The sequence below is a fragment of the Larsenimonas suaedae genome (genome assembly GCF_023712105.1).
In the GTDB taxonomy this organism is placed as follows: Bacteria; Pseudomonadota; Gammaproteobacteria; order Pseudomonadales; family Halomonadaceae; genus Larsenimonas; species Larsenimonas suaedae.
Window position 1 is genome coordinate 674,954 of the sequence record NZ_JAMLJI010000002.1, and the last position, 21,641, is coordinate 696,594.

Below are 21,641 nucleotides of genomic sequence, written 5' to 3' on the forward strand. Positions count from 1 at the left end.
CTCAGGAGCCCGCCATGTACGGGTTGGATTTCCTTCTACCGCTGATGTTCATCGCCCCGATGCTGGCCACGATAGTGGTTGTGTTCAGCCTGCGGCACCTGTTCTATCACCGCTTTTTTTCACCGATCAACGGCCGGGCGCTGAACGAACCGGGCCAGAGTCTTCGAAAACGGCTCGATGACGCCTTGATTCGGCTGTATCTGGAGGCCTCACTCGGCCCGCTGGTCGCACTGACGCCGATCGTGTTCGGCATGGGCCGCATGGTGATTACCGACCGCCAGAACTGGCTCGAATGGGCGATCTACGGATTCGTGAGCACCTTGATCGTGTTCGTGCTCGGCGGGATGATTCTCGCGACCTATCAGCGCATACATCGCCTCAAACTGGGGCTTGCCTGTGAGCTGTCAGTGGCCGATATTCTGCGCCCGCTCGATGGCAAGGGCGATGGCGGATTTGCCGTCTTCAATAACCTGCCCACACCTCAAGGCAGCATCAGCGCGGTCGTTCTGACGCCTGCCGGCGTGTACAGCGTCGTGACCAAGGCGCGGACACGCCCACCTCATATCGACCTTGGTCAGCCGGTCGTGGTTGAAAAGGAACAGCTTCATTTCCCCCACATGCGTGAGCACCAACCGATCCGTGAGGCACGCTCGATGTGCCGCTGGCTTTCACAGCAGCTCGAGGTCAGTCTCGGCGAACCCATTGGCGTGACCGGCGTTGTAGCACTGCCGGCCTGGCACGTTCAGGGCGGACAGGCAGGCCCAGATGTGCGCGTACTCGGCGGCCACCAGCTGCTCGACGTCCTCGGCGATCTGGATGCCACCAATCACCGTCTAAGCGAGACTCAGCACAAGGCGCTGCACACCCTGCTGACCCGCTGGACGGCCGGTAACGTGCACTTTCCCTCGAAGTGATCGGCGCCCTCGAGGCACACATGCGACCAGGCCATGGCTCATCTGCGCTGAACCGTGGGTGATGCCCGCCCGGTCATCCACCTCATGAATCTCAGCGTTTCGTTCGCCCCTGCCCTGAGCGGCCGCCGCCACTGGCAGGACGCGACTTGCCGCTGCCACGCGCCTCGGACCGGCCCGATTTCCTGGCCGGTGCGCCTGCCTTGCCGGGTCCGGCACCGCCCTGTTTCGCGGCGTGTCGCCCTGCCGGTTTGCGCTTGGTGGCGGAAGTTCCCTTCGTCGCGTTCGAAGCGCTCTTAGGGCCCGCCTTTCCGCTCGCCGCCGGCTTACTTTTCGTGGCGGGTTTGTTCTTGGTGGCTGAACCGCCTTTCCCCGGCGGTTTGGCCGAGCCCTGCGCGCCCGATTTTGCGGTATGACGGCCAGCGGCCCCGCCCTTGCCGCTCGTTTTGGACGACGTGTTCTTCGCACCGCCCGCGGATCGGCTCGCGGCCGAGCGCTTGCCGGAGGCATGGTCATGGCTCTTTGCGCCCGTTTTGGACGCGGGTTTGCCATGGGCTGAGCGGCCCTTGTCCGCGACCTTCTCGGACTGCTGGGTCTGCGCGACAATGCCGTCGATTTCCTTCGGCGTGAGATCTCGCCAATCCCCCAGCGCCAGTCCCTTGAGCGACACGTTCATGATGCGGTTACGCACGAGCCGAGTGACCTCGTACCCGAAGTACTCACACATGCGACGAATCTGGCGATTCAACCCCTGCACTAGAGTGATGTCGAATACGTTGGCCGACACTTTCTCCACCCGGCAGCGCTTGGTCACCTGACCGAGAATCGGTACGCCCTGCTGCATACCGTCGATGAAGCGCTCGGTGATCGGTTTATCCACCGTCACGCGATACTCTTTTTCGTGGTTGTTGCCCGCTCGAAGAATCTTGTTGACCAAATCGCCGTTGCTGGTAAGAAAGATCAGCCCCTCGGAGTCCTTGTCCAGCCGCCCGATCGGGAAGATTCGCGCGCCGTGGCCGACGAAGTCGACGATATTGGCCTTTTCGCTTGAGTCGGTGGTACTGACGATGCCGGGCGGCTTGTTCAATGCGATCAGCACGAAATCATCGTCTTCCAGCGGCTCGATCTCCTGGCCATTGACCTTGACCCGATCCCCCGGCGCAACCTGATCGCCGGTCGTCGCACGCCGCCCGTTGATCCAGACATTGCCCTGTTCGACGAAGCGGTCCGCCTCTCGCCGGGAGCACATGCCGCTCTCGCTGATGTATTTGTTGATGCGGGTGGATTGTCGAAATGACATAGCGTCGAACACCGTAAAACGTCCCAAAGTGCGCAAAGTATGTCGCAAACCGCCTCCGGAACGTTAGCGTTCAGGGCGAAAAAACGTGACGCGTTCAACGGCTGCGCATGCCCGACACGCTACATACTCTGCTGATCCGTTACCGACACGCACGTCTGTGTGACGTCATCGGCTCACAGCGACTGCAGCCAGAATAGAAACACGATCCAGCCGAAGAAATAGAGAATCAGGGCGATGATCCAGCCGCGTACCGAGGGTGTCGTGGCGGCGTCCTTCTCGGGGCGGCGGGCAAACGTCAGCCCCTTAAGCTGTGACACCGACGGGCGCCCGCCGGTGCAGCGGCTGACAAGGTGCCCGGCCACAACCACCACGACCACGCCGACGAGGTTGTAGTAAAGCCAGGACATCTCGACGACGCTCGTTAGACTCCAGACCACCACCACCCCGATCACCAGTCCGAAAAACGCCCCGGTGGCATTGACGCGGCGGCTCAGGATCGCCAGCCAGAACGCCCCGAGCAGCACGCCGTTGAAGTACGAACCCACCTTGTTCACTGCCTCGATCACCGGCCCCAGGTTGCCTGCAAAGAACGCAAAGCAGGTGGCAAACACGCCCCAGAGCACCGTGGCCCAACGCGAGGCCGCGAGGTAGTGCGCGCTGGAGGCGTCTTTCTTGATGAAGCGCTGGTAGATGTCTCTGACCGAGACCGCCGAGAGTGAGTTGAGCGCCGAGTCGAGACTCGACATAGCCGCGGCGAACACGCCGGCCACCACCAGCCCGGAAATGCCCGGCGGCAACTCGGTGACCACGAACCGGGGAAACAACTCATTGGGGTTATCGACATTGGGTGCGCCGGTATGGGCGTAGAACGCGTAGAGCATGATGCCGATGAACAGAAACAGCATCATCTGAGGCACCAGTAGAAAACCGCCGAGAATGAGTGAGCGCTTGCTCTCATGCTCGGAGCGGCTTGTGAGCACGCGCTGAATCTGGCTTTGATCGGCGCCGAAATACGCCACGTGCAGAAAGAACCCACCCACAACACCGGCCCACAGGCTGTAGGTGGCCGATGGCGCCGTGTCGAGGTTGATCGGGTGCAGCATGTCGTTATCGCGGGCGACACTGATCACCTCGCTCCAGCCGCCGGGCAAGGCATCGAGCATCACGACCATGCTGAGACCGGCCCCGAGCCACAGCACCAGCATCTGCATCACATCGGTCCAGATGACGGCGCTGATACCGCCAAGTACCGTGTAGCTGACCGCGATGACCGCCATCAGGAGAATGGTCCAGTTGACCGGCCAACCGGTTACCACCGACAGCACCAGCGCCGGGGCATAGAGGACGATGCCGGTGGCAAGCCCACGGGCCAACAGGAACAGACACGCCGCCAAGACACGGGCCCGTACATCGAACCGACGCTCGAGAAATTCATAAACGGTGTAGACGCCGCTTCGATAAAACATCGGCACCAGAAACGCGATCAGAAACCCGATCGCAAGCGGGGCGTTCACAAACGTGATCAGCCGCTCGAGCCCGCCCTCATACCCCCAGCCCGGCGCCCCGATGAAGGTAATGGCACTGGCCTGGGTCGCCATCACCGAGAGCCCTACTGCCCACCAGGGGAGCTTGCGACCGCCCAGAAAGTAATCTTCGGTCGAGCCCTGCTTACGGCCCATCCAGGCCCCGACTGCCGCAGTCAGAGCAATGTAGGCCACCAGCACCAGCGTGTCCCAGATCGTGAAATGACTCATGCTGCCCCCTGTCCATCACCGCGCGGTTGTTGTTATGTGCATCGCGCCTCTTGGTACCGACTCATCTCGAGTGCGCCAGCCGATGACGCTGTTTACACGCCCCTGTTCACATGGCGCTGTTCACATGACCCTGTTCACTATAGTTGGCGGTCGAAAAAGGGGTTCGAAAACACCCCCCTAAATTAGTAGAACGCCAAGAAAAGGCCGGCGCGCCGTCATCCGGGCAATGCCGTGGCAAAGCCTGTAGCGAGCGCTTACGCTAGGCTCGATAGGCACACCGTTTAGATCCATCGACAAGAGGCTTACATGTCACATTCCCACATCACCGTTGCCGTCCTCGGACTTGGCGCCATGGGCCATGCCTTTGCCGCGAATCTCTTGAAAAACGAGTTCACGCTCCGACTCTGGAACCGCACACGCGCTCGAGGCGAGGACCTCGAACAACAGGGCGCTACGCTTTGTGATACTCCCGCAGACGCCGTACGCGGCGCTGACGTGGTGCTCACCATGCTGCCCGACATCGACACCACTCGAGAGGTGATGTTCGACCAGGGCGCGCTTGAGGCCATGCAAAAGGACGCCACGTTCCTACAGATGGGTACGCTCGGCGTCGAGCCGACCGACGATCTGGTGCAGGCCATCGCCACGCAGCGGTCCGATGTCGTAGTCATCGACGCACCTGTTTCCGGCACCAAGGCACCGGCCGAAAACGCCCAGGTACTGGTGCTTGCAAGCGGTAAACGCGAACGGGCCCCGCACATCGATGCGGTGTTCGAGGCCATCTCGAAGGGGGCTCGCTGGCTTGGCGAGGCTGGCGCCGGGGCGCGGATGAAACTGGTGGTCAACGCCTGGCTGATCGAAATGATGCAAGGCATCGCCGAGAGCGCGCAGCTTGCAAAAACGCTTGGATTTTCGACCGACGATTTCTGGTCCGTGCTCGACGGCGGGCCGCTGGCCGCGCCCTACGTCAAGGCCAAGCTGGACATGATCAAGAGTGAAGATTTCGAGGCGCAGATGGCGCTTGAGTGGGGACTCAAGGATGCGCGGCTGGCACTTGAAGCGGCGGACACCACCCCGATGCCGGGCCTTCAAGGCATCGAGGCGTTCTGGCGCGAGGCCGATGGTCAGGGCCACGCCAAGGATGACATCGCAAGCATCTACGCCTACTTGGACACCCTGAAACGCGGCTGAGTTACAGCGCGTGACGAAGCTTTCCGTCCACAATGGTCGCCACGCAACGCCCGTTCATCGACACGCCGGCAAGCGGCGTGTTGGTGCCAACCGATTGCCATGCGCCTTCGGTTGGCGTCCAGCGATGAATACGATCAAAAATGGCAATATCCGCCGCGCACTGCGCCTTAAGCGTGCCGGCTGCACACCCCAGCACCCGGGCGGGGCCTGCGGTCAGGCTGTCGATCAGTCGCTCAAGCGACAAGCCCCCCTCCTCGACCAGCGCCATCCCCATGCTCCAGCAGGTTTCGAGGCTGGTAATACCGGGCTGTGATTCGGCAAACGGTGCCAGCTTGGCCGCCGCTTCATGGGGCAGGTGATCGCTCACGATGGCGTCGATTACGCCCGACTCGACTCCCGCTCGGAGCGCGTCGCGGTCGTGCGCGCCTCGCAGGGGCGGCTGAAAATGAAAGCGGCTGTCGAACCCTTCCAGCAACTGATCCGTCCAGTGCAGATGCATGATGCTGACGTCTGCCGTAACCGGAAGCCCCCGCGCCTTGGCCGCCGCGACGGCCTCAACGCCCTTGGCCGTGGAGAGCCTTGAAAAGTGCGCGCGAACGCCGGTCTGCTCGACCAACACCAGCCACTGGGCAAGCGCGATGGTCTCGGCCGCCGCCGGAATGCCACTGAGCCCGAGCCGAGCCGCCACTGCGCCATCGTGCGCGCAGCCACCGGCTGCGAGCGCGGCGTCTTCTGGTTGAATGTGCACCGGGATATCAAAGGTCGCGGCGTAATCGAGACAGCGGAGCGCGACCCGGGTGTCCGTAATTGGCGCGCGTCCGTTGGTCAATGCCGCACATCCGGCAGCCTTGAGACCGGCCATGTTGGAAAGAAGCTCACCCTCAAGCCCCTTGGTCAGTGCCCCGAGCGGCAGAATGTGTGGCCCCTCGAGCGCCCGGGCCTTCGTGAGTAGCGTTTGAATCTGCGGCGCGTTATCGAGAATGGGTGAGGTATCCGGCCTCGGGCACAGCGTGGTATAGCCCCCCGAAAGCCCTGCACGAGCCTCCGAGGCAAGCGAGCCCTTGTAGCTCGGCCCCGGCTCACGCAGATGCGGCCCAAGATCGATCAGGCCCGGCGTTATCAGACACCCTTCCAGTGACCAGCTCTGCTCCGGCGTGAACCCCACCGGTGCCTTGCCAAGCGCCTTGATGCGCCCGCGCTCCACGTGCACGTCGTAGACCCCATTGAGCCCTTGCGCCGTATCCAGTACATGCGCCCCGTGCAGGGTATAGCGTTCGGCAATTTCAGCAGCAGTAAACGGGATGCGCGACATGAAGGCCTCGTTCGGGAAATGAGCGTCGCGCCAGAGTATAGCGCCCTTTGTCAGGGGTAAAAAACGCATATCCTGCCTGCCTTTTACCGCATGGGAAAGGCGTATGAAGACGGGCGGCATAATACGCTCGATCTAATTACGTAAATTATTACATAAAACCGTATTCTGAGAATTTAGATATCAAGCTAATTAATTAAATACGCTAAATCAGGAGAATACTGGCAGCCGAAATAACATGTAAACTTTCTAATTAAATGAATTTTGCGTCAGTGCAACCATTAAATCGCCCCGCTGCTTTGAGCGCTTTCACACATACATCTGCAGCCGCGCCCTTCAAACGCAGAAAGCCACGATTAAAAGTCCCCCGTGCAGGCTAAGCCGTACAAACCCCAATACGGCGCACGGATCCCCCACGTCGCACAGGTCATCCAGGGCACACCGGTAAGCAGCGATTCACCATGACGTCTGGCGCCCGAAACGCTCTCAACAAACAGATATAGTCGACAAAATGGCTTAAAATCTAAAAAATTCAGGGAAAAGAGAATCAACGGTGACACATCCGCAAGGGGAGTCAACCGGAAAAAAAGCGTCCGAAGGCATGCATTTAATGGCTCTAAAAGTGGGTTCCGTCAGGTATGGATCACGACATCGCCGTTCATATCTGGCCGTAAACACTCACGCCGCGCATGCAGGGAGACTGATCGGCGCCGCCTAAAGGCGACGCCGGTCATGATTAAAGGGAGTGTTCGAAAGGGAGGATGGAAAAAAAGGGGGGGGTCGGCTCAGGCAGCGTTTTGCTGGGTCTGCCCGCTGACCGCCATCGACATCACCGCCATGCGCACCGCGATGCCGTTGGTGACCTGATCGAGAATCAGCGAACGCGGGCCATCGGCCACACTCGACTCGATTTCGACGCCGCGGTTGATTGGCCCCGGATGCATGACGACAGCCTCGGGGTGCGCGTAGGAAAGCGTCTCGCGGGTCAGGCCGTAGTAGCGGTAATACTCGCTCTCAGAGGGCAGCAGAGCCCCATCCATACGCTCTTTTTGAAGGCGCAGCATGATCACCACATCGACGTCCTCAAGGCCCTTTTTGAGGTCGGTAAAGACCCGTGCGCCCATGGACTCGATGTCGGTCGGAAGCAGCGTATTCGGCGCGACCACTCGCACTTCACCGGCGCCAAGCGTTTTGAGCGCGTGAATCTGGGAGCGCGCGACTCGCGAATGGAGAATGTCTCCGACGATGGCGACCTTGAGTGCTTCGAACGCGCCCTTGTGGCGCCGGATCGTCAGCATGTCGAGCATCGCCTGGGTCGGGTGAGCGTGGCGGCCATCGCCTGCGTTGATGATCGCAACGTTCGGCGTGACCTGACTTGCAATGAAGTGCGCTGCCCCCGAGTCGCTGTGGCGCACAACAAAGGCATCGGCCTGCATCGCCTCCAGATTGAACAGGGTGTCGCGCAGGGTTTCGCCCTTGGACGCGGAGGAGGCGCTGATGTCGAGGTTCAGAACATCCGCCGAGAGGCGCTTGGCCGCCAGCTCAAACGTGGCCCGTGTGCGGGTGGAGTTTTCGAAAAACAGATTGACCACCGTGCGCCCACGCAAAAGCGGCACCTTCTTGACCTGAGCGTCACCGATGCCGCGAAAATTGTCGGCCGTATCGAGAATCTCGGTCAGAAGCGACTTTGAAAGCCCCTTGATGTCGAGGAAATGGCGCAGGCGCCCATCGCGGGTGAGCTGCACGTCCTCGGGGGTGGCCGGCGGAAGAATCTGCATGTCAAGACTCCTTGAGCGAAAGGGACAAAGGGTCGGGGCCGTTGAGCTTGACCCGCTGCCCCATTGGCAGGGTCAACCGCTCGCCGACCAGATCGGGCTGAATCGGAAGCTCGCGTCCGGGTAGGTCAATCAGTGCGGCAAGCGTGATGCGCTCGGGACGCCCGAAATCGAAGAGCTCGTTCATGGCCGCTCGAATGGTCCGTCCAGACATCACGACATCATCGATCAAGAGCACGTGAGCGCCCTCGATCTCAAACGGCAGCTCCGTACTTCGACGCGTGGCCGGCAGGCCCTGACGGTCGAAATCATCGCGCCAGAAACCGATGTCCAGCGTGCCGATCGGCCCATCGAGTCCAAGCCGCTCGGCCAACGCCTGAGCGACCCACACGCCTCCGGTGTGAAGACCGACCAGGGTCGGGGGCGTTGACGCCTCATCGAGGTGAGCGCGGGTGACGGCCGCCAAACGGTCCAGGAGCGCCGGTACGGAAGGTAGGGTCATCGTTCAATCTCCGAAAGCAGTGCGCCGATCACGTCGTCGCGCTGAAAAAAACCGGCCAGAATCAGCTGGGCCGCCAGCCCATCCACACCGTGCTCGCGGTAATTGCCCTTGTGCCCACGCTCGTGGGCGATAGCCTTGGCCTCGCGGGTCGTGCCGCGCTCATCGACCATTTCAAACGGCTTGCCGTAGCGGCCATAGAGCCGCTTGGCGAACTTCCGCGCTCTGAGGCTCATTTCCGACTCACTGTCATCCATATTGAGCGGCAGGCCCACCACGAACAGATCCGGCTGCCATTCCTCGATCAGGCGCGTCACCATGTTCCAGTCCGGAATGCCGTCACGCGCGGTCAGGGGCTCGAGCGCCGTGGTGGTGCCAAGCATTTCCTGCCCGACCGCCACACCGATGCGCCGTGAGCCGAAATCGAACGCGAGTACCAGCCGCTGCCCGGCGCTCATGACCGACAACGCCCGATCGTGTTTCGCATCGGCTTAGCCATGGCCGGCCTCACGTGACAAAAGATGCAGGTCAACGCCCAGATGGCGTGCCGCGCTGTCCAGTCGCGCCTCGGGCGGGGTGTTGAAGAGAATGTCAGCCGTCGCCTCGACCGTGAGCCAGGTGTTGTCCTTGAGCTCCTTGGCCAGTTGATCGGACTCCCAGCCCGCACAGCCAAGACAGATCAGCATCTCGTCCGGGCCGTGGTTGTCGGCCAGGGCGTGAAGAATGTCCATCGAGGTGGTAAGTGCGATGTCTGGCGTGACCTGCAGGCTCGAATCCCAATCGGCGGCCTGACCGCGATGGAGAATAAAGCCTCGGTCCTTGTGGACCGGGCCGCCATAGAGCACCGTTTCATCCTTGTGACGGGAATGGGACCCATCGATCTCAAGCTGCTCGAGCAGCCCGCCGAGGGTCAGCGCGAGCGGTTGGTTGATGATCAGACCCAGCGTGCCCTTGTCGTCGTGGTCGCAGAGGTAGCTGATCGTACCGGCAAAGTGGCCATCATCGAGGTGAGGCATTGCCAGCAAAAAGTGATCTTGCAAGCCGTTCATAAGCCTCCCGTACATCGTTCGCAGCGACGGCCGCCGGGAAGCGGCCGTCTGTAAATGAATGCGTAGCAGTGTAACACTTGATTCGGGATGTGCTCAGGCCTGCTGGAGGCGGCGCTCGATGGCGTCCATCAGAAGCGCTGGAATGTCGGTGCCTTTCTGGGCATCGATTTCCCGCACGCAGGTCGGGCTGGTGACATTGATTTCAGTGATGTAATCACCGATGACATCGAGCCCGACAAACATCAGGCCAAGCGACTTGATGACGGGTTTGACCTGCTCGACCAGCCAGTAGTCACGGTCGGTCAGTTCGCGGGCAACCCCCCGGCCACCGGCCGCCAGATTGCCGCGCACTTCACCGGCACTTGGAATGCGTGCAAGCCCATAGGGCACCGGCTCGCCGTCCACCAGCAGGATGCGGGTATCGCCCTGGGAAATTTCCGGAATGTAGCGCTGAGCCATGATCTGGCGCTGGCCGCGAAGGGTCAGCTGCTCGATCACCGCGCCCAGATTGCGCCCTTCGGGGCCGACGTGGAAAATGCCCGAGCCACCCATGCCATCCAGCGGCTTGAAGATGGTGTCACCCTGTTCTGCGTGAAATGCGCGCAGTACGTGATCCTCACAGGCCACCACGGTCGGCACCAGGCACTGCGTGAACTGCTGAGCGAAGAGCTTTTCGTTGCAGGTCAAAAGCGCCTGAGTCGGGTTGACCACCAATACGCCCTCGCGCTCGGCAAAGCCAAGCAGGTGCGTTGCGTTGATGAACTCGTGGTCGACCGGCGGGTCCTTTCGCATCAGAACCACATCAAGCTCGGCCAGGGGGCGCGCTTCGAACTCGCCAAGTTCGAACCAACGGTTAGCGTCCTCGAACACGTCGAGCGGCGCCATGGTGGCCATGGCCACGCCCTGGTTTAGAAACAGGTGTTTCTGCTCCATGTAGTAGAGGTTCCAGCCACGCTTGCGGGCCGCCCAGAGCAGGGCAAGGGAAGTGTCTTTCTTGTAGGCGATGTCAGCGATCGGATCCATCACGATGCCGATATTCAATGCACGTTCAGCCATGGAGCGGTCTCGATATCCTGTCGATTCATGCAAAAAACGGGCGCAGGCCCGTTTCTCTTGATGCTCGTAGTATGCGACATGGTCTGACGCGATACCATGACCGATCGGTGCAAACACCGTCGCAGAAAGGTCGCAGCTCGTTGAATGAGCCGACCGATTCAGGATGTATACAGGTCTCCGTAGCGCGCCTGCAAAAGCGTCAGCGCAACCACGGGCGCGGTTTCGGTTCGAAGCACGCGGGGCCCAAGCCCCAGCGGCTGAAAGCCATGATGGCCAGCGCGTTCGACTTCCGCCTCGCCAAGGCCCCCCTCAGGGCCGATCAGTACCGAGACCGCCTCAGGCGGCTCAGGCGGGTCCTTCCAGCCAGGCTTGCCGGGGTGGAGCACCAGCCGCAGCGGCTCCTCGCGCATCGAGAGCCAGTCCTCGAGCGCACACGGCTCGTGAAGCGTCGGTACGCGTGCCCGCCCGCATTGCTCGCAGGCACTGAGTGCCACACCTCGCCAGTGAGCCAGCTTCTTGGCCGCCCGCTCCCCCTTGAGCCGTACATCGCCGCGCTCGGTGTAAAGCGGCGTGATCTCGCTCACACCAAGTTCGACCGCCTTCTGAATCGCATAATCCATGCGATCACCCTTGGAGATTGCCTGGCCAAGATGCACTTCAAGCGGGGATTCTGGCGTGGGTGAGCACTCACGTTCGATCTCGACCTCGACCTGCTTGCGGGTGATGGCCGTCACCCTGGCCTCCACCTCACGACCGTGGCCATCGAACAGCCGGACCGACTCATCGACCCGCGCCCGCAATACGGTCGCCAGGTGACGCGCCGGCCCTTCCGGCAACGAAAGACGCTGCCCGAGGGGCAGCGCCTGATCTACATAAAGCCGGGTACTCATGCTCAGTTGGTCGCCTGGGCGGCCTGTTGCTTCTGAGCGTACATGGCATCGAAGTTGACCGGGGCCAGCATCAGTGCCGGGAAGCTGCCACGATTGACAAGGCTATCGATGCATTCACGGGCATAAGGGAACAAAACGTTCGGGCAGAACGCGTTCAGGGTGTGATCGAGCTGAGCGTCCGGCAGACCGGAAATGGTGAAAAGCCCTGCCTGCTCGACTTCCGCCAGAAACGCCGTGGTTTCTTCCGCACCGTTGTAGACCTGAGCGGTGATCTTGACGGTCACTTCATAGACGCCGTCGCCGACCGCGGTGTAGCCGTTGTCCACATCCAGCTTGACCCGCGGCTGGAACTGCTGCTGGAAGACCGAGGGCGAGTTGGGCGCCTCGAACGAGATGTCCTTGACGTAGATGCGCTGAAGCGCGAACTGAATGTCGTCCTGGCCCTGCTCGGTGGCGTTTTGTTCTGACATCACATACCCCTTGAAAATGAATCGAGTCGCTCGATGCGGTTATGGGTTATCGACGCACGACCGGCAGTTCGTCTGCCTGCCACTGCGCCATGCCGCCCTTGAGCTTGGCGGCCTTCGAGAAACCGGCGGCCTTGAGCGTCGTCATGGACTGACCCGCGGTCTGGCCTGACTTGCACACGACGATCACCGGCGTGTCCTTGTGTTTTTCAAGCTCGTTCATGCGCTTTTCGAGCTTGCCGGCCGGGATATTGACAGCACCGGCAATGTGGCCGGCCTTGTATTCCTTGGGCTCGCGAATATCGACCACGACTGCTTCATCGCGGTTAATCATGCGTGTGGCTTCACCGGAAGTCACACCGCCTTCGGCGTTGCGCTTGGTTTCAAAGGCCAGCCACGCCAGCAGCAGCACCACGAAGATGCTGACCAGCACGAGGTGATTTTGGGCAAACTCTAAAAATTGATCGAACATTGGGCCTACACTCTTGGGAGATCCTGACTCTGGAGGGCGTGATTGCGTGCCTCGCCCTCCGGAAAAAAAGCGCGCCCAGTATACACAAGCCGCCGTCTGACGTCCGGCTGACGTGGTAGTGGGCGTGGGGTATGATGCCTGAAAGTGCACCTTACGCGAACCAGCTAATTGAGGCGATTTCATGACGAAGGAAGCGACATCCCGTCCACGTCCCGTGGCGTTGATCATTCTCGATGGCGTCGGTCAAAACGACGCTACGGAAAACAACGCCGTCTACAGCGCGAACACGCCGGTCATGGATGACCTGAAATCCCGCTATCCGCATACGCTGATTCACACCGATGGCGGGTTCGTCGGACTGCCTGAAGGTCAGATGGGCAACTCTGAGGTCGGTCACATGAACCTGGGCGCCGGCCGCGTCGTCTATCAGGAACTGACCCGCATCACCAAGGCCGTCAAAGACGGTGAGCTCGAGCGTAATGATGTACTGACCGACGCCATCGACAAGGCCGTCGAGGCCGGCAAGGCCGTCCACGTCATGGGTCTTCTGTCCCCGGGCGGTGTTCACAGCCATGAAGACCACGTGCTTGCGCTTTTGAAACTGGCCGAAAGCCGTGGCGCCAAGTCGGTCTACCTGCACGCCTTCACCGACGGTCGTGACACCGCCCCGAAAAGCGCAGGCGACTCGATCGAGCGAATCGACAAGGCATTGACCGAGCTTGGCACCGGCCAGATCGCCTCGGTAGTCGGCCGGTTCTACGCCATGGACCGCGACAACCGCTGGGAGCGGGTCGAGGACGCCTACCGCGTCGTCGCCGACGGCAAGGGCCGCCATACGGCCAAGAGTGCAATGGATGCCCTGAATGCAGCCTATGAGCGTGATGAGACCGACGAATTCGTCGAGGCCACCAGCATTCAGCCCGAGGGCGCGCCAATCACCATCGCCGATGGCGATACGGTGCTGTTCGCCAACTTCCGTTCCGACCGCGCCCGCGAACTGAGCCGCGCGTTTCTAAGCGAGTCGTTCGACGGCTTCGAGCGCACACCGCCCAAGGTCAATTTCGTGACCATGACCCAGTACGCCGAAGACATCAAAGCACCGATTGCCTTCCCGCCAAGCGATCTCAAGAACACACTGGGTGAAGTCGCCGCCGCACGCGGGCTCAAGCAGTTGCGTATCGCCGAGACCGAAAAGTACCCGCACGTCACCTTCTTCTTCTCCGGCGGCGAGGAAAACGAATTCGAGGGCGAGGAGCGCATTCTGGTCCCGTCGCCACGCGACGTTAAAACCTACGACCAGAAGCCTGAAATGAGCGCCGAAGGCATTACCGACAAGCTGGTCGAGGCGATTCGCGACAAGCGCTTTGATCTGATCATCTGCAACTACGCCAACGGCGACATGGTCGGTCATACCGGCGACTTCAATGCCGCCGTCAAGGCCGTCGAGACCGTGGACACCTGCCTTGGCCGCGTGATCGAGGCCATGCACGAGGTCGGCGGCGAATGTCTGGTCACCGCCGATCACGGCAACTGTGAAATGATGGTCGATCCAAACTCCGGCAATCCGCACACCTCGCACACTACGTTCCTGGTACCGCTGATTTACGTCGGCGAGCGCGCAGACACCATCCGCGACGATGGCAGCCTCTGCGATATTTCACCGACACTTCTGACGCTGCTCGGTGAAGAAGCGCCGTCCGAAATGACCGGCCGCCCCCTGGTGACCCCGGACTGATTCAAGCTCATGCGTGCATTTTTCAATCACGCGCGAAAGGCCCTGTTGCTGGGGTGCTTTCTGACTCTGGCTCCCGGTTTCATACCGGGAGCTTTGGGTGAGGAGGTCTCGAAAGCGGACCTTGAGCGCATCAACCAGACGATTCAAACCACGCGCTCCGAGCTCGACGACACGTCAAGCGCCCGGCGCGAGGCCAGATCTGCCCTCAAGTCAGCGGAAGTCAAGCTTTCAACGACCCACCGCAAGATCGATACGCTCATCAATCAGCAGCAGGACATCAAGCACTCGCTTGACACGCTCAATGAGCGCAAGACCACACTCGAACACGACCGTGCCGATCAACAGGTGGCCCTGGCCAAACAGATGGCTGGACTTTACCGGCTGGGCCAGGACCCGCAGATCAAGCTCCTGCTCGACCAGGGTGACCCGACCCGCATCGCTCGGTTTCAGCATTACCTGAACGTGCTGAACAAGGCCCGCCGCGAGCGCCTGGACGCGCTTGCGCAGCTGAACCAGGACCTGGCCAACAACACTCGGGCACTTAAACAGCAACAGAGCGAACTCGAACAGAATCTCGCGGCCCTGACCCAGCAACGTGATCGGCTGACGGCCCAGCGCAGCACGCGCGCAAGCGCCCTCGAGCGCCTCAATGCGACCTACAGCTCGCAAAGGCAACGACTGGCCTCGCTCGAGGATGACCGCACCCACGTCGAGTCGCTGCTTGAAAACATGCAGCGTCAACTCGAAAAGGCCCATGAAAAGGCCCGTACGCGCCCTCAAGGCTCGGGCCTGACCGCCGAAGAAGAGCAGGCCGAGGCGCCCAGAACGATCAAGGCCTCTGGCAAGACAGGGACCTATCCGGTCACGGGCGCTCGCCTTTTGACGGACTACCGTCAAGGCAAGGGCGTACACAAAAATGGCATCCTGCTGGCCGCCAAGGCCGGAAGCTCCGTACGTGCCATGGCCGGCGGCCAGGTCGTGTTTGCCAACTGGCTTCGTGGCTTTGGCTATCTGGTCATTATCGATGATGCCAGTAATGTCCTGACGCTTTACGCCCATAACCAGCAGCTCACGGTGAGCACCGGCGACCGCGTTGAAAAAGGCGCCGTCATCGCACGCGTGGGCGACACCGGGGGGCTCGACCAGCCGGCGCTCTATTTCGAGGTTCGAAAGGGCGGTCATCCGACCAACCCACTGCGCTGGCTATCGCGTCACTGAACCGGCGTTAGCCACTGAGCCGCCGTTACGTACTCAAGCACGTCCAAGGAGAGGTTATGCGTCGTTTTCTACCCACCGCGTTGGCAATGGCCGCACTGTTTGGTGCCACGGCACCGGCACAGGCCGACGTGGACGCGCTGCCGCTTGAGGACATCAAGACCTTTTCACAGGTCTTCGAGCAGGTGCGCCAGACCTACGTTGACCCGGTGGATGACAAGACGCTGTTCGACAACGCCATGAAAGGCATGGTGTCAAAGCTCGATCCGCATTCGGCCTACCTCGACGCCGAGGCTTACCGGGACCTCAAGGAAGCGACCAGTGGCGAGTTTGCCGGCATCGGCATTCAGGTCGGCGAAAAGCGGGGCGCCATCGTCGTGATCGCCCCGATCGATGAAACGCCGGCCGCCCGTCAGGGTGTCCAGCCAGGGGATCGTATTCTTGCCATCGGCGACACATCGACCGAGGGGATGACGCTTCAGGACGCCATTACCCGAATGCGCGGCGACGAAGGCACCGAGTTGACCCTGACGCTCGAGTCGGCGTCAGGCTCTCATGCCGAGGCGTCACCTCGCACACTTACGTTCACGCGTGAAATCATCCAGGAAGAAAGTGTAAGTGAGCGCACACTCGCACCAGGGTATGGCTATATCAGGATTTCTCGCTTTCAAAAGCGCACCGCCGATGAGTTTGATCGCGCCCTCGAGCGGCTGAAGAATGATAAAGAGCCCTTGCAGGGGCTGGTGCTCGATTTGCGCAATAACCCGGGCGGCCTGCTGGACAGCGCGGTCACGACCGCCGACGAGTTTCTTGAGGGTGGGCTGATTGTCTACACCAAGGGCCGCCTTCCGGAACACCGCTCGCGCTTTACCGCCGATGCCGCGCACGCTGTTCCAGAGCGCACGCCGGTCGTCGTCCTGGTCAACGCAGGCACGGCCTCTGCCGCGGAAATCGTGGCGGGCGCCCTCAAGGATCATCAGCGCGCCATCATCATGGGCGAACCCACCTTTGGTAAGGGCTCGGTGCAGACGGTCATGCCACTCAGCAATGGCTCAGCGCTCAAGTTGACCACAGCACGCTATTTCACCCCAGACGGCCATTCGATTCAGGCAACCGGTATCGTGCCGGACATCGGCGTTCAGCGCGGCACGCTGAACATCAATGAAAGCGAGCGCTTACAGGTACGTGAGCGCTCACTTGAGAACCACTTGATCAACGCATCGTCAAACCGCACGGAGACCGCCCCGGCCTCCGAACTGGCCCAAAAGGATTATCCGCTAGGCGAGGCACTGAATCTGCTCAGAGGGCTTAATGTATGGGGCGCCCGCGCGAAGGGGCACTCATCAGACTGAGCCGGTCATGGAGGCAGGGACACTGCCGCGCTGACCGAATGCCTGTCGGATAAAAAAGCGCTTGAGGGGCGTGGCGTGTTCGACGCCGTTAAGCCCGAGGTTGCGCGCCAGCTGAAGCGGCGCCCACTGACTCTTGAAGCCGAGTCGAAACGCATCCATCAGCATCAGCATCTGAGCGTTGTCTCCGCGCCGACGACGCGAATACCGGGAAAGCGCCTGGGCATTGCCTACTGCAATGCCGCGTCTGACAGAGGTAAGTACTTCCTCACTTAATGTCGCTGCATCCAGAAACCCCAGATTGACCCCTTGGCCCGCCAGAGGGTGGATGCTATGGGCCGCGTCCCCGACCAATGCCACACGCTCGCTGGTGTAGCGCTCGGCGTGGCGTTGGATCAGCGGAAAGGCGACCCTGGGCGCCACCGAGGTAATTGAACCCAGCCGGTATTCGAAGGCGTCGGCCAGCTCCGCCTTGAACGCCTCATCCGATAGCGCCATACGCGATTCGGCAAGCGGTGCTTCGGAGGACCACACGATCGAACTGGTGAGCTCGCGCTCGTCGGGCATCAATGGCAGAAACGCCAGCGGCCCTCCCGGCAGGAAAATCTGACGCGCGGTACGCTGGTGCGGTAGCGCGTGTGTCACGGTGGTTACCACACCGCGCTGGCCGGTGTCACGGTCGCGCGTTCGAATCCCGGCAAAGTGCCGGATGTTCGAGCGAGCACCGTCAGCACCGACCAGAAGCCGTGCTTCATGGGTACGGCCATCGTCACAGTAAAGCCGCACGCCCTCACCTGTAAGTGAGTAACCGCTCGCGCTGAACTGCCAGTCACACGTGACGCCCGGGTGCGCATCAAGCGCCTCGTGCAGCGCGTCGGTAATGGCACTGTTTTCGACGATGTGGCCGAGCGACTCACTGGCGGCGTCTTCGGCATCGAACGTCACTTCCCCGCTGCCTTCCCCATCCCAGACCGTCATCGCCTTGTACGCACTGACGCGACGCGTGCAGATACTGGGCCAGACACCGAGGTGCTCGAGAAAATACCGCGAGGCCTGAGTGATGGCACTGACGCGCTGATCGATCATTGAGGTCTGCCAGCAAGGCGTACCGGCACTGGCATCGACCAGGCACACCGTTAGCCCACCCTTCGCAAGCGACAGCGCCAGGGCACTTCCGACCATGCCTGCGCCGACCACGATTACATCCTGCATAGCTCTCTCCTAGCGCTCGAGCCCCATCGCTCGGCGTGTTAGTGCGCGGCGAGCCGGGGTCATGACGTTCAGACCGATCAGTCCGAGTCCACGTGCGTGAGAAACCAATGGATTGGTAACGCCAAACAGGCGTACCAAACCGTCACTGAAGCCAACGATCTGGTCGCGATCACGCGCTCGACGCGCCTCAAAGCGCGTCATCATGGCATGACTGCCAAGCGCCTCCGACGCATTGAGTGTCGCCTCGATTTCAGCGCAGAGATCCGCCACGCCGCGCAGCGCCAGGTTGAACCCTTGCCCTGCCACCGGGTGAAGACTGTGGGCCGCATTGCCAAGAATCGCCAGATGACCGCGCACCTGCTCGCGCGCCTGCTTGAGCGAGAGCGGGTAGCTTATTCGCTTGCCGACCTGCTCGAACCGGCCAGCGCGGTCACCGAAGCGGGCTTGAAGCGCACTTAAAAAGTCCGTATCGGAAAGCGACATGGCGCGGGTGAGCGCCTCGGCCTCGTGAGTCCACACCAACGCCATTTCGCGGCCATTAAGCGGCAGGAGCGCAACGGGCCCCTCGGGTGTGAAGCGCTCAAACGCCGTGCCCTGATGCGGCCTGGAAAGGCGCACATTGCTGATAAGCGCGTGCTGGTGGTAGGGGGTGACATCATCCTCGATGCCAAGCTGCTGCTTGAGTCCGGAACGGCCGCCATCGGCCATGACCGCAAGGTGTGTGTCGAGGGTCTTGCCCGACGCCAGCGTCAGGCGATATCCCGTTGACTGCGCCGTGATGGTCTCGACCGAGTCAGGACTTAACCACTGCACCGGTAGCTCTGCCAGCCGAGACTGCAATACATGGCCCATCCAGCGGTTTCGAAGCACATAGCCAAGCGCGGTCGTCCCGACGTCGCGGTGCGAGAGCCGCGTTGCGCCAAGATAGCCGCGCTGACTGATATGAATGGTCCGGATGGGGCTTGCCCGCTCGCTCATGGCCGGCCACAGCCCGAGGGCGCCGAAATAACGCGCCGAGCCGTAGGCGATCGCACTCGACCGATCATCGAAACTTGGCTGCGGGATCGTTGGCGCACTGAGCCCGGCCGGCTCGATGATGGTGACCGTAAGACCATGGCGCTCGATGAGCGGGGCCAGTGCGCAGGCAAGGCTTGCACCGACCAGGCCGCCACCGATAATGGCGATGTCCGTATGGCTCATGATGTCCTTATCTTAAGAGACCGGCTTAGTGGCGGGTCACCTCAGGGTCGTTTTCATCCACCTGTTCGACATCCGGCTGACCGGGGTGCTGCTGCGTATAAAGCAGCATGGCGGCCATACGGGCGTGCTCGGTCAGCGCGAACAGGTCGTTTTCGTTTTCGGCGGTGTTATCAAGGTCGGTTTCGATGCCGCACAGGGTGTTAACGTCCTCGAGCGCTTCCTTGAGCGCAGACGGCCATTGATCACGTATGTCGTGCTCGACCTCGGACAGCACCTCACAGAAGCCAAGGCACCAGTCCTTGAGCCCTTGGGCCTGCTCCGAGATAGAGTAGATGTCGTCTGGAATCAAAGGCTCGTAGCCAAGCTCGCTGGCAGATAGCCGTTCTTCCGTGCGTTTTCGCCACTCAAGCAGCTGCGCTGCCGCATCACGATCGCTTGGTTCATCCACGCCAAGTGCGGAGCAGACTTCATCAAGCCAGGCTTCCGGGCTTAGGTCGGTAAGCGCGATCTGGGCGCAAAGACGGCCATCCAGAAAGGACGGTGACTGCAGGCTACCGTGGGCCAGAAAGAGGTCACTGATCAGTGAGAAATCGAGGGAGTCTTCTTGAATCGACATGGGCTCCTGTCGCGCGTTGTCGGATCGAATTTAAAAGAACGCCAGAGCGGTGCGTTGACCGGTCAATAGCGGCTCTCTATAGTGCGTAACCATGATTCACCATCTTAGCGCACTGGCCCGTAAAGGCCCATGCCGGAGCACGTCATCATGAGCGAGGCATCCCGCCGCACTATCGAAATCACCCTGCTGGGTCAGACCTATCTCGTCAACTGCTCCGATGACGAAGAGCCGGCTCTGCTCGATGCGGCCAGATACCTCAATACCGCACTCGAGGGCATTCACGCGCAGGGCAAGGTGGCGGATATCACCAAGATCGCATTGATGGCCGGGCTCAATATTACCCATGAGTTGATGGGAGAGCGCGAACTCCGCCTCAAGGGCGAGCATGTCGCCGCCCAGTCAAGCGATGCGCTTGGCCGGGCTGTCGAGCGGGTTACGCCACGAACGTCGCCGACCTCATCGAACGAATAGCGGGCGCTTCACCGCGTTTACCTTTGGGCGCGCCCGCCAGAATCTGTTAGACTGAACCTCGTTCTCTGGAGTGCTCGCCAGTTGTTGTAGTCCCTCGAGCCTATGCGTAATACCCAGGGGGCCACATTTGCAGACCCGTGTGCATGTCCGCGCGTCGGAAAGCCTGACGGTCTGCTTGAGGCCACCCACCTTGAACCAATAGGTTCAAGGGCAGAAACAACAGCGGTACCCCGGAGAACCTTTCCCGCCCCAGCACGAGCCGTTTCCTAATGCTTGATTCATCAGGTCTAAGCCGAGCTCAGCTCAGACGCACGCTTCGCGAACAGCGCCGCTCGCTCTCTCCGACACAGCAACGACATGCCGCCGTGGCCTTGAAGCGCCAGCTTTCACGCATGCCCGAGCTCAAACGAGCACGTCGTGTTGCCTTGTATCTGCCAAACGATGGGGAAATAGATCCTGGGCTTTTATTGCCGTGGATGCAGCGAAAAGGGGCGCGCGCCTTCCTGCCTGTCTTGAAACCGCTTTCCGATAACCGGCTCTGGTTCGTTCACTACCACGCAAGGACCCGGATGACGCGTAACCGATTCGGTATTTCCGAGCCGCACACGCGCCTGAATGCAGGCCGCGCTCGTCGGCTTCCGCCCTGGGGATTGGATGTCGTACTGATGCCACTGGTGGGATTCGATGCCGCGCTCAACCGCTTGGGTATGGGCGGCGGCTTCTATGACCGCACGTTTGCGTTCACTCAACGCGTTCGACCGGCACCAAGGCTGATTGGCCTGGCTCATGACATTCAGCACGTGGATACGTTGCCGTTTCAGAGCTGGGATGTGCCGCTCGATGCCGTCGTTACAGACCGCGCTGTCTATCGTTAGAGCTGAGTCGGGCTCACGCGCCCATCAACGATTGGGCGTACCCAGTCGCAACCATGCCGATGCCGAACAAGAACACAAGAGTAACAACGAGATCAGGTTTGCGTTTCATGGAGCCATTCCATTCAAAGGGATGCGTGAGCGTACGAGAGACGCACTATAATCAGCCAGCCTCGGCACAATCAACCAGAAGTCACACTTTTTAATGAATAACGCCATTCTTTAAAAAACCTGAATACGTCATTCTGCCTACATCGACCCGACTCACGATACGACGATAATTCCCCTCTTCTTGTAT

21 protein-coding genes and 1 other RNA gene are annotated in these 21,641 nt (G+C 61.0%); 8 read left to right on the plus strand and 14 right to left on the minus strand.

Annotated elements, in window-relative coordinates; all coding sequences use genetic code 11:
• The first annotated feature begins 14 nt into the window (after positions 1 to 14).
• Positions 15 to 914 carry a nuclease-related domain-containing protein gene (locus NAT49_RS08975; RefSeq protein ID WP_251593357.1) on the plus strand — a complete coding sequence of 300 codons (900 nt, stop codon included), beginning with the start codon at positions 15 to 17 and terminating at the stop codon, positions 912 to 914.
• A gap of 91 nt (positions 915 to 1,005) precedes the next feature.
• Here NAT49_RS08975 and rluF read toward each other — a convergent pair whose 3' ends face one another.
• Together rluF and NAT49_RS08985 are read right to left on the minus strand one after the other, a co-directional pair.
• On the minus strand, positions 1,006 to 2,211 hold the full coding sequence (rluF, locus tag NAT49_RS08980) for a 23S rRNA pseudouridine(2604) synthase RluF (protein WP_251593358.1): 1,206 nt from the start codon (positions 2,209 to 2,211) through the stop codon (positions 1,006 to 1,008).
• A gap of 173 nt (positions 2,212 to 2,384) precedes the next feature.
• The gene (locus NAT49_RS08985) at positions 2,385 to 3,965 is read right to left on the minus strand and encodes a sodium:solute symporter family protein (RefSeq protein WP_251593359.1); all 1,581 of its coding nucleotides are present in this window, start codon (positions 3,963 to 3,965) and stop codon (positions 2,385 to 2,387) included.
• A 306-nt stretch (positions 3,966 to 4,271) separates the two neighbouring features.
• On the opposite strand from NAT49_RS08985, the gene NAT49_RS08990 reads away from it, so the two are divergent.
• The gene (locus NAT49_RS08990; protein ID WP_251593360.1) at positions 4,272 to 5,156 is read left to right on the plus strand and encodes an NAD(P)-dependent oxidoreductase; all 885 of its coding nucleotides are present in this window, start codon (positions 4,272 to 4,274) and stop codon (positions 5,154 to 5,156) included.
• Between the two features lies 1 nt (position 5,157).
• On the opposite strand, the gene NAT49_RS08995 is transcribed toward NAT49_RS08990, so the two are convergent.
• The 9 genes from NAT49_RS08995 to NAT49_RS09035 form a co-directional block, all read right to left on the minus strand.
• Entirely contained in the window at positions 5,158 to 6,468 is a 1,311-nt protein-coding gene (locus NAT49_RS08995; protein ID WP_251593361.1) for a dihydroorotase, read from the minus strand.
• 782 nt (positions 6,469 to 7,250) lie between these two features.
• Positions 7,251 to 8,243: an aspartate carbamoyltransferase catalytic subunit gene (locus tag NAT49_RS09000; RefSeq protein ID WP_251593362.1), complete on the minus strand. Its 993-nt coding sequence runs from the start codon at positions 8,241 to 8,243 to the stop codon at positions 7,251 to 7,253.
• A 1-nt stretch (position 8,244) separates the two neighbouring features.
• Positions 8,245 to 8,742, minus strand: a complete 498-nt coding sequence (pyrR, locus tag NAT49_RS09005; RefSeq protein WP_251593363.1) for a bifunctional pyr operon transcriptional regulator/uracil phosphoribosyltransferase PyrR — start codon at positions 8,740 to 8,742, stop codon at positions 8,245 to 8,247.
• Positions 8,739 to 9,197 carry a Holliday junction resolvase RuvX gene (ruvX, locus tag NAT49_RS09010; protein ID WP_251593365.1) on the minus strand — a complete coding sequence of 153 codons (459 nt, stop codon included), beginning with the start codon at positions 9,195 to 9,197 and terminating at the stop codon, positions 8,739 to 8,741. The genes pyrR and ruvX overlap by 4 nt, the downstream gene beginning before the upstream one ends.
• Positions 9,198 to 9,230: 33 nt before the next feature.
• The gene (locus NAT49_RS09015) at positions 9,231 to 9,788 is read right to left on the minus strand and encodes a YqgE/AlgH family protein (RefSeq protein ID WP_251593366.1); all 558 of its coding nucleotides are present in this window, start codon (positions 9,786 to 9,788) and stop codon (positions 9,231 to 9,233) included.
• Between the two features lie 93 nt (positions 9,789 to 9,881).
• Entirely contained in the window at positions 9,882 to 10,844 is a 963-nt protein-coding gene (gene gshB / locus NAT49_RS09020) for a glutathione synthase (protein WP_251593368.1), read from the minus strand.
• A gap of 158 nt (positions 10,845 to 11,002) precedes the next feature.
• On the minus strand, positions 11,003 to 11,734 hold the full coding sequence (locus NAT49_RS09025) for a 16S rRNA (uracil(1498)-N(3))-methyltransferase (RefSeq protein WP_251593370.1): 732 nt from the start codon (positions 11,732 to 11,734) through the stop codon (positions 11,003 to 11,005).
• A 2-nt stretch (positions 11,735 to 11,736) separates the two neighbouring features.
• Positions 11,737 to 12,204, minus strand: coding sequence for a protein-export chaperone SecB (secB, locus tag NAT49_RS09030; RefSeq protein ID WP_251593372.1), 468 nt, complete (start codon positions 12,202 to 12,204; stop codon positions 11,737 to 11,739).
• 46 nt (positions 12,205 to 12,250) lie between these two features.
• Complete coding sequence (locus NAT49_RS09035) at positions 12,251 to 12,673, minus strand: rhodanese-like domain-containing protein (protein WP_251593374.1); 423 nt, start codon at positions 12,671 to 12,673, stop codon at positions 12,251 to 12,253.
• 181 nt (positions 12,674 to 12,854) lie between these two features.
• On the opposite strand from NAT49_RS09035, the gene gpmI reads away from it, so the two are divergent.
• From gpmI to NAT49_RS09050, 3 genes are read left to right on the plus strand one after another with little or no spacing between them, the layout of a single operon-like run.
• Positions 12,855 to 14,408 (plus strand): 2,3-bisphosphoglycerate-independent phosphoglycerate mutase, encoded by a 1,554-nt coding sequence (gene gpmI / locus NAT49_RS09040; RefSeq protein WP_251593376.1) that lies wholly within the window; start codon positions 12,855 to 12,857, stop codon positions 14,406 to 14,408.
• A 9-nt stretch (positions 14,409 to 14,417) separates the two neighbouring features.
• Positions 14,418 to 15,626: a murein hydrolase activator EnvC family protein gene (locus NAT49_RS09045; RefSeq protein WP_251593378.1), complete on the plus strand. Its 1,209-nt coding sequence runs from the start codon at positions 14,418 to 14,420 to the stop codon at positions 15,624 to 15,626.
• A 56-nt stretch (positions 15,627 to 15,682) separates the two neighbouring features.
• Positions 15,683 to 16,975, plus strand: a complete 1,293-nt coding sequence (locus NAT49_RS09050; protein ID WP_251593380.1) for a S41 family peptidase — start codon at positions 15,683 to 15,685, stop codon at positions 16,973 to 16,975.
• Here the strand turns inward: NAT49_RS09050 and NAT49_RS09055 are convergent.
• The 3 genes from NAT49_RS09055 to NAT49_RS09065 are packed head-to-tail and all read right to left on the minus strand — an operon-like array spanning position 16,967 to position 20,000.
• The gene (locus NAT49_RS09055; protein ID WP_251593382.1) at positions 16,967 to 18,184 is read right to left on the minus strand and encodes a UbiH/UbiF/VisC/COQ6 family ubiquinone biosynthesis hydroxylase; all 1,218 of its coding nucleotides are present in this window, start codon (positions 18,182 to 18,184) and stop codon (positions 16,967 to 16,969) included. The two genes, NAT49_RS09050 and NAT49_RS09055, sit on opposite strands and share 9 nt — an antisense overlap.
• A gap of 9 nt (positions 18,185 to 18,193) precedes the next feature.
• Positions 18,194 to 19,384, minus strand: coding sequence for a 2-octaprenyl-6-methoxyphenyl hydroxylase (gene ubiH / locus NAT49_RS09060; protein WP_251593383.1), 1,191 nt, complete (start codon positions 19,382 to 19,384; stop codon positions 18,194 to 18,196).
• 25 nt (positions 19,385 to 19,409) lie between these two features.
• The gene (locus NAT49_RS09065) at positions 19,410 to 20,000 is read right to left on the minus strand and encodes a UPF0149 family protein (RefSeq protein WP_251593385.1); all 591 of its coding nucleotides are present in this window, start codon (positions 19,998 to 20,000) and stop codon (positions 19,410 to 19,412) included.
• A 147-nt stretch (positions 20,001 to 20,147) separates the two neighbouring features.
• Between NAT49_RS09065 and NAT49_RS09070 the strand changes: the two genes are divergently transcribed.
• From NAT49_RS09070 to NAT49_RS09080, 3 genes are all read left to right on the plus strand, one after another.
• Positions 20,148 to 20,471, plus strand: coding sequence for a cell division protein ZapA (locus tag NAT49_RS09070; RefSeq protein WP_251593386.1), 324 nt, complete (start codon positions 20,148 to 20,150; stop codon positions 20,469 to 20,471).
• 59 nt (positions 20,472 to 20,530) lie between these two features.
• Positions 20,531 to 20,712, plus strand: a non-coding RNA gene (ssrS, locus tag NAT49_RS09075) — 6S RNA.
• A 28-nt stretch (positions 20,713 to 20,740) separates the two neighbouring features.
• Positions 20,741 to 21,346 (plus strand): 5-formyltetrahydrofolate cyclo-ligase, encoded by a 606-nt coding sequence (locus NAT49_RS09080; protein ID WP_251593387.1) that lies wholly within the window; start codon positions 20,741 to 20,743, stop codon positions 21,344 to 21,346.
• Positions 21,347 to 21,641 lie beyond the last annotated feature (295 nt).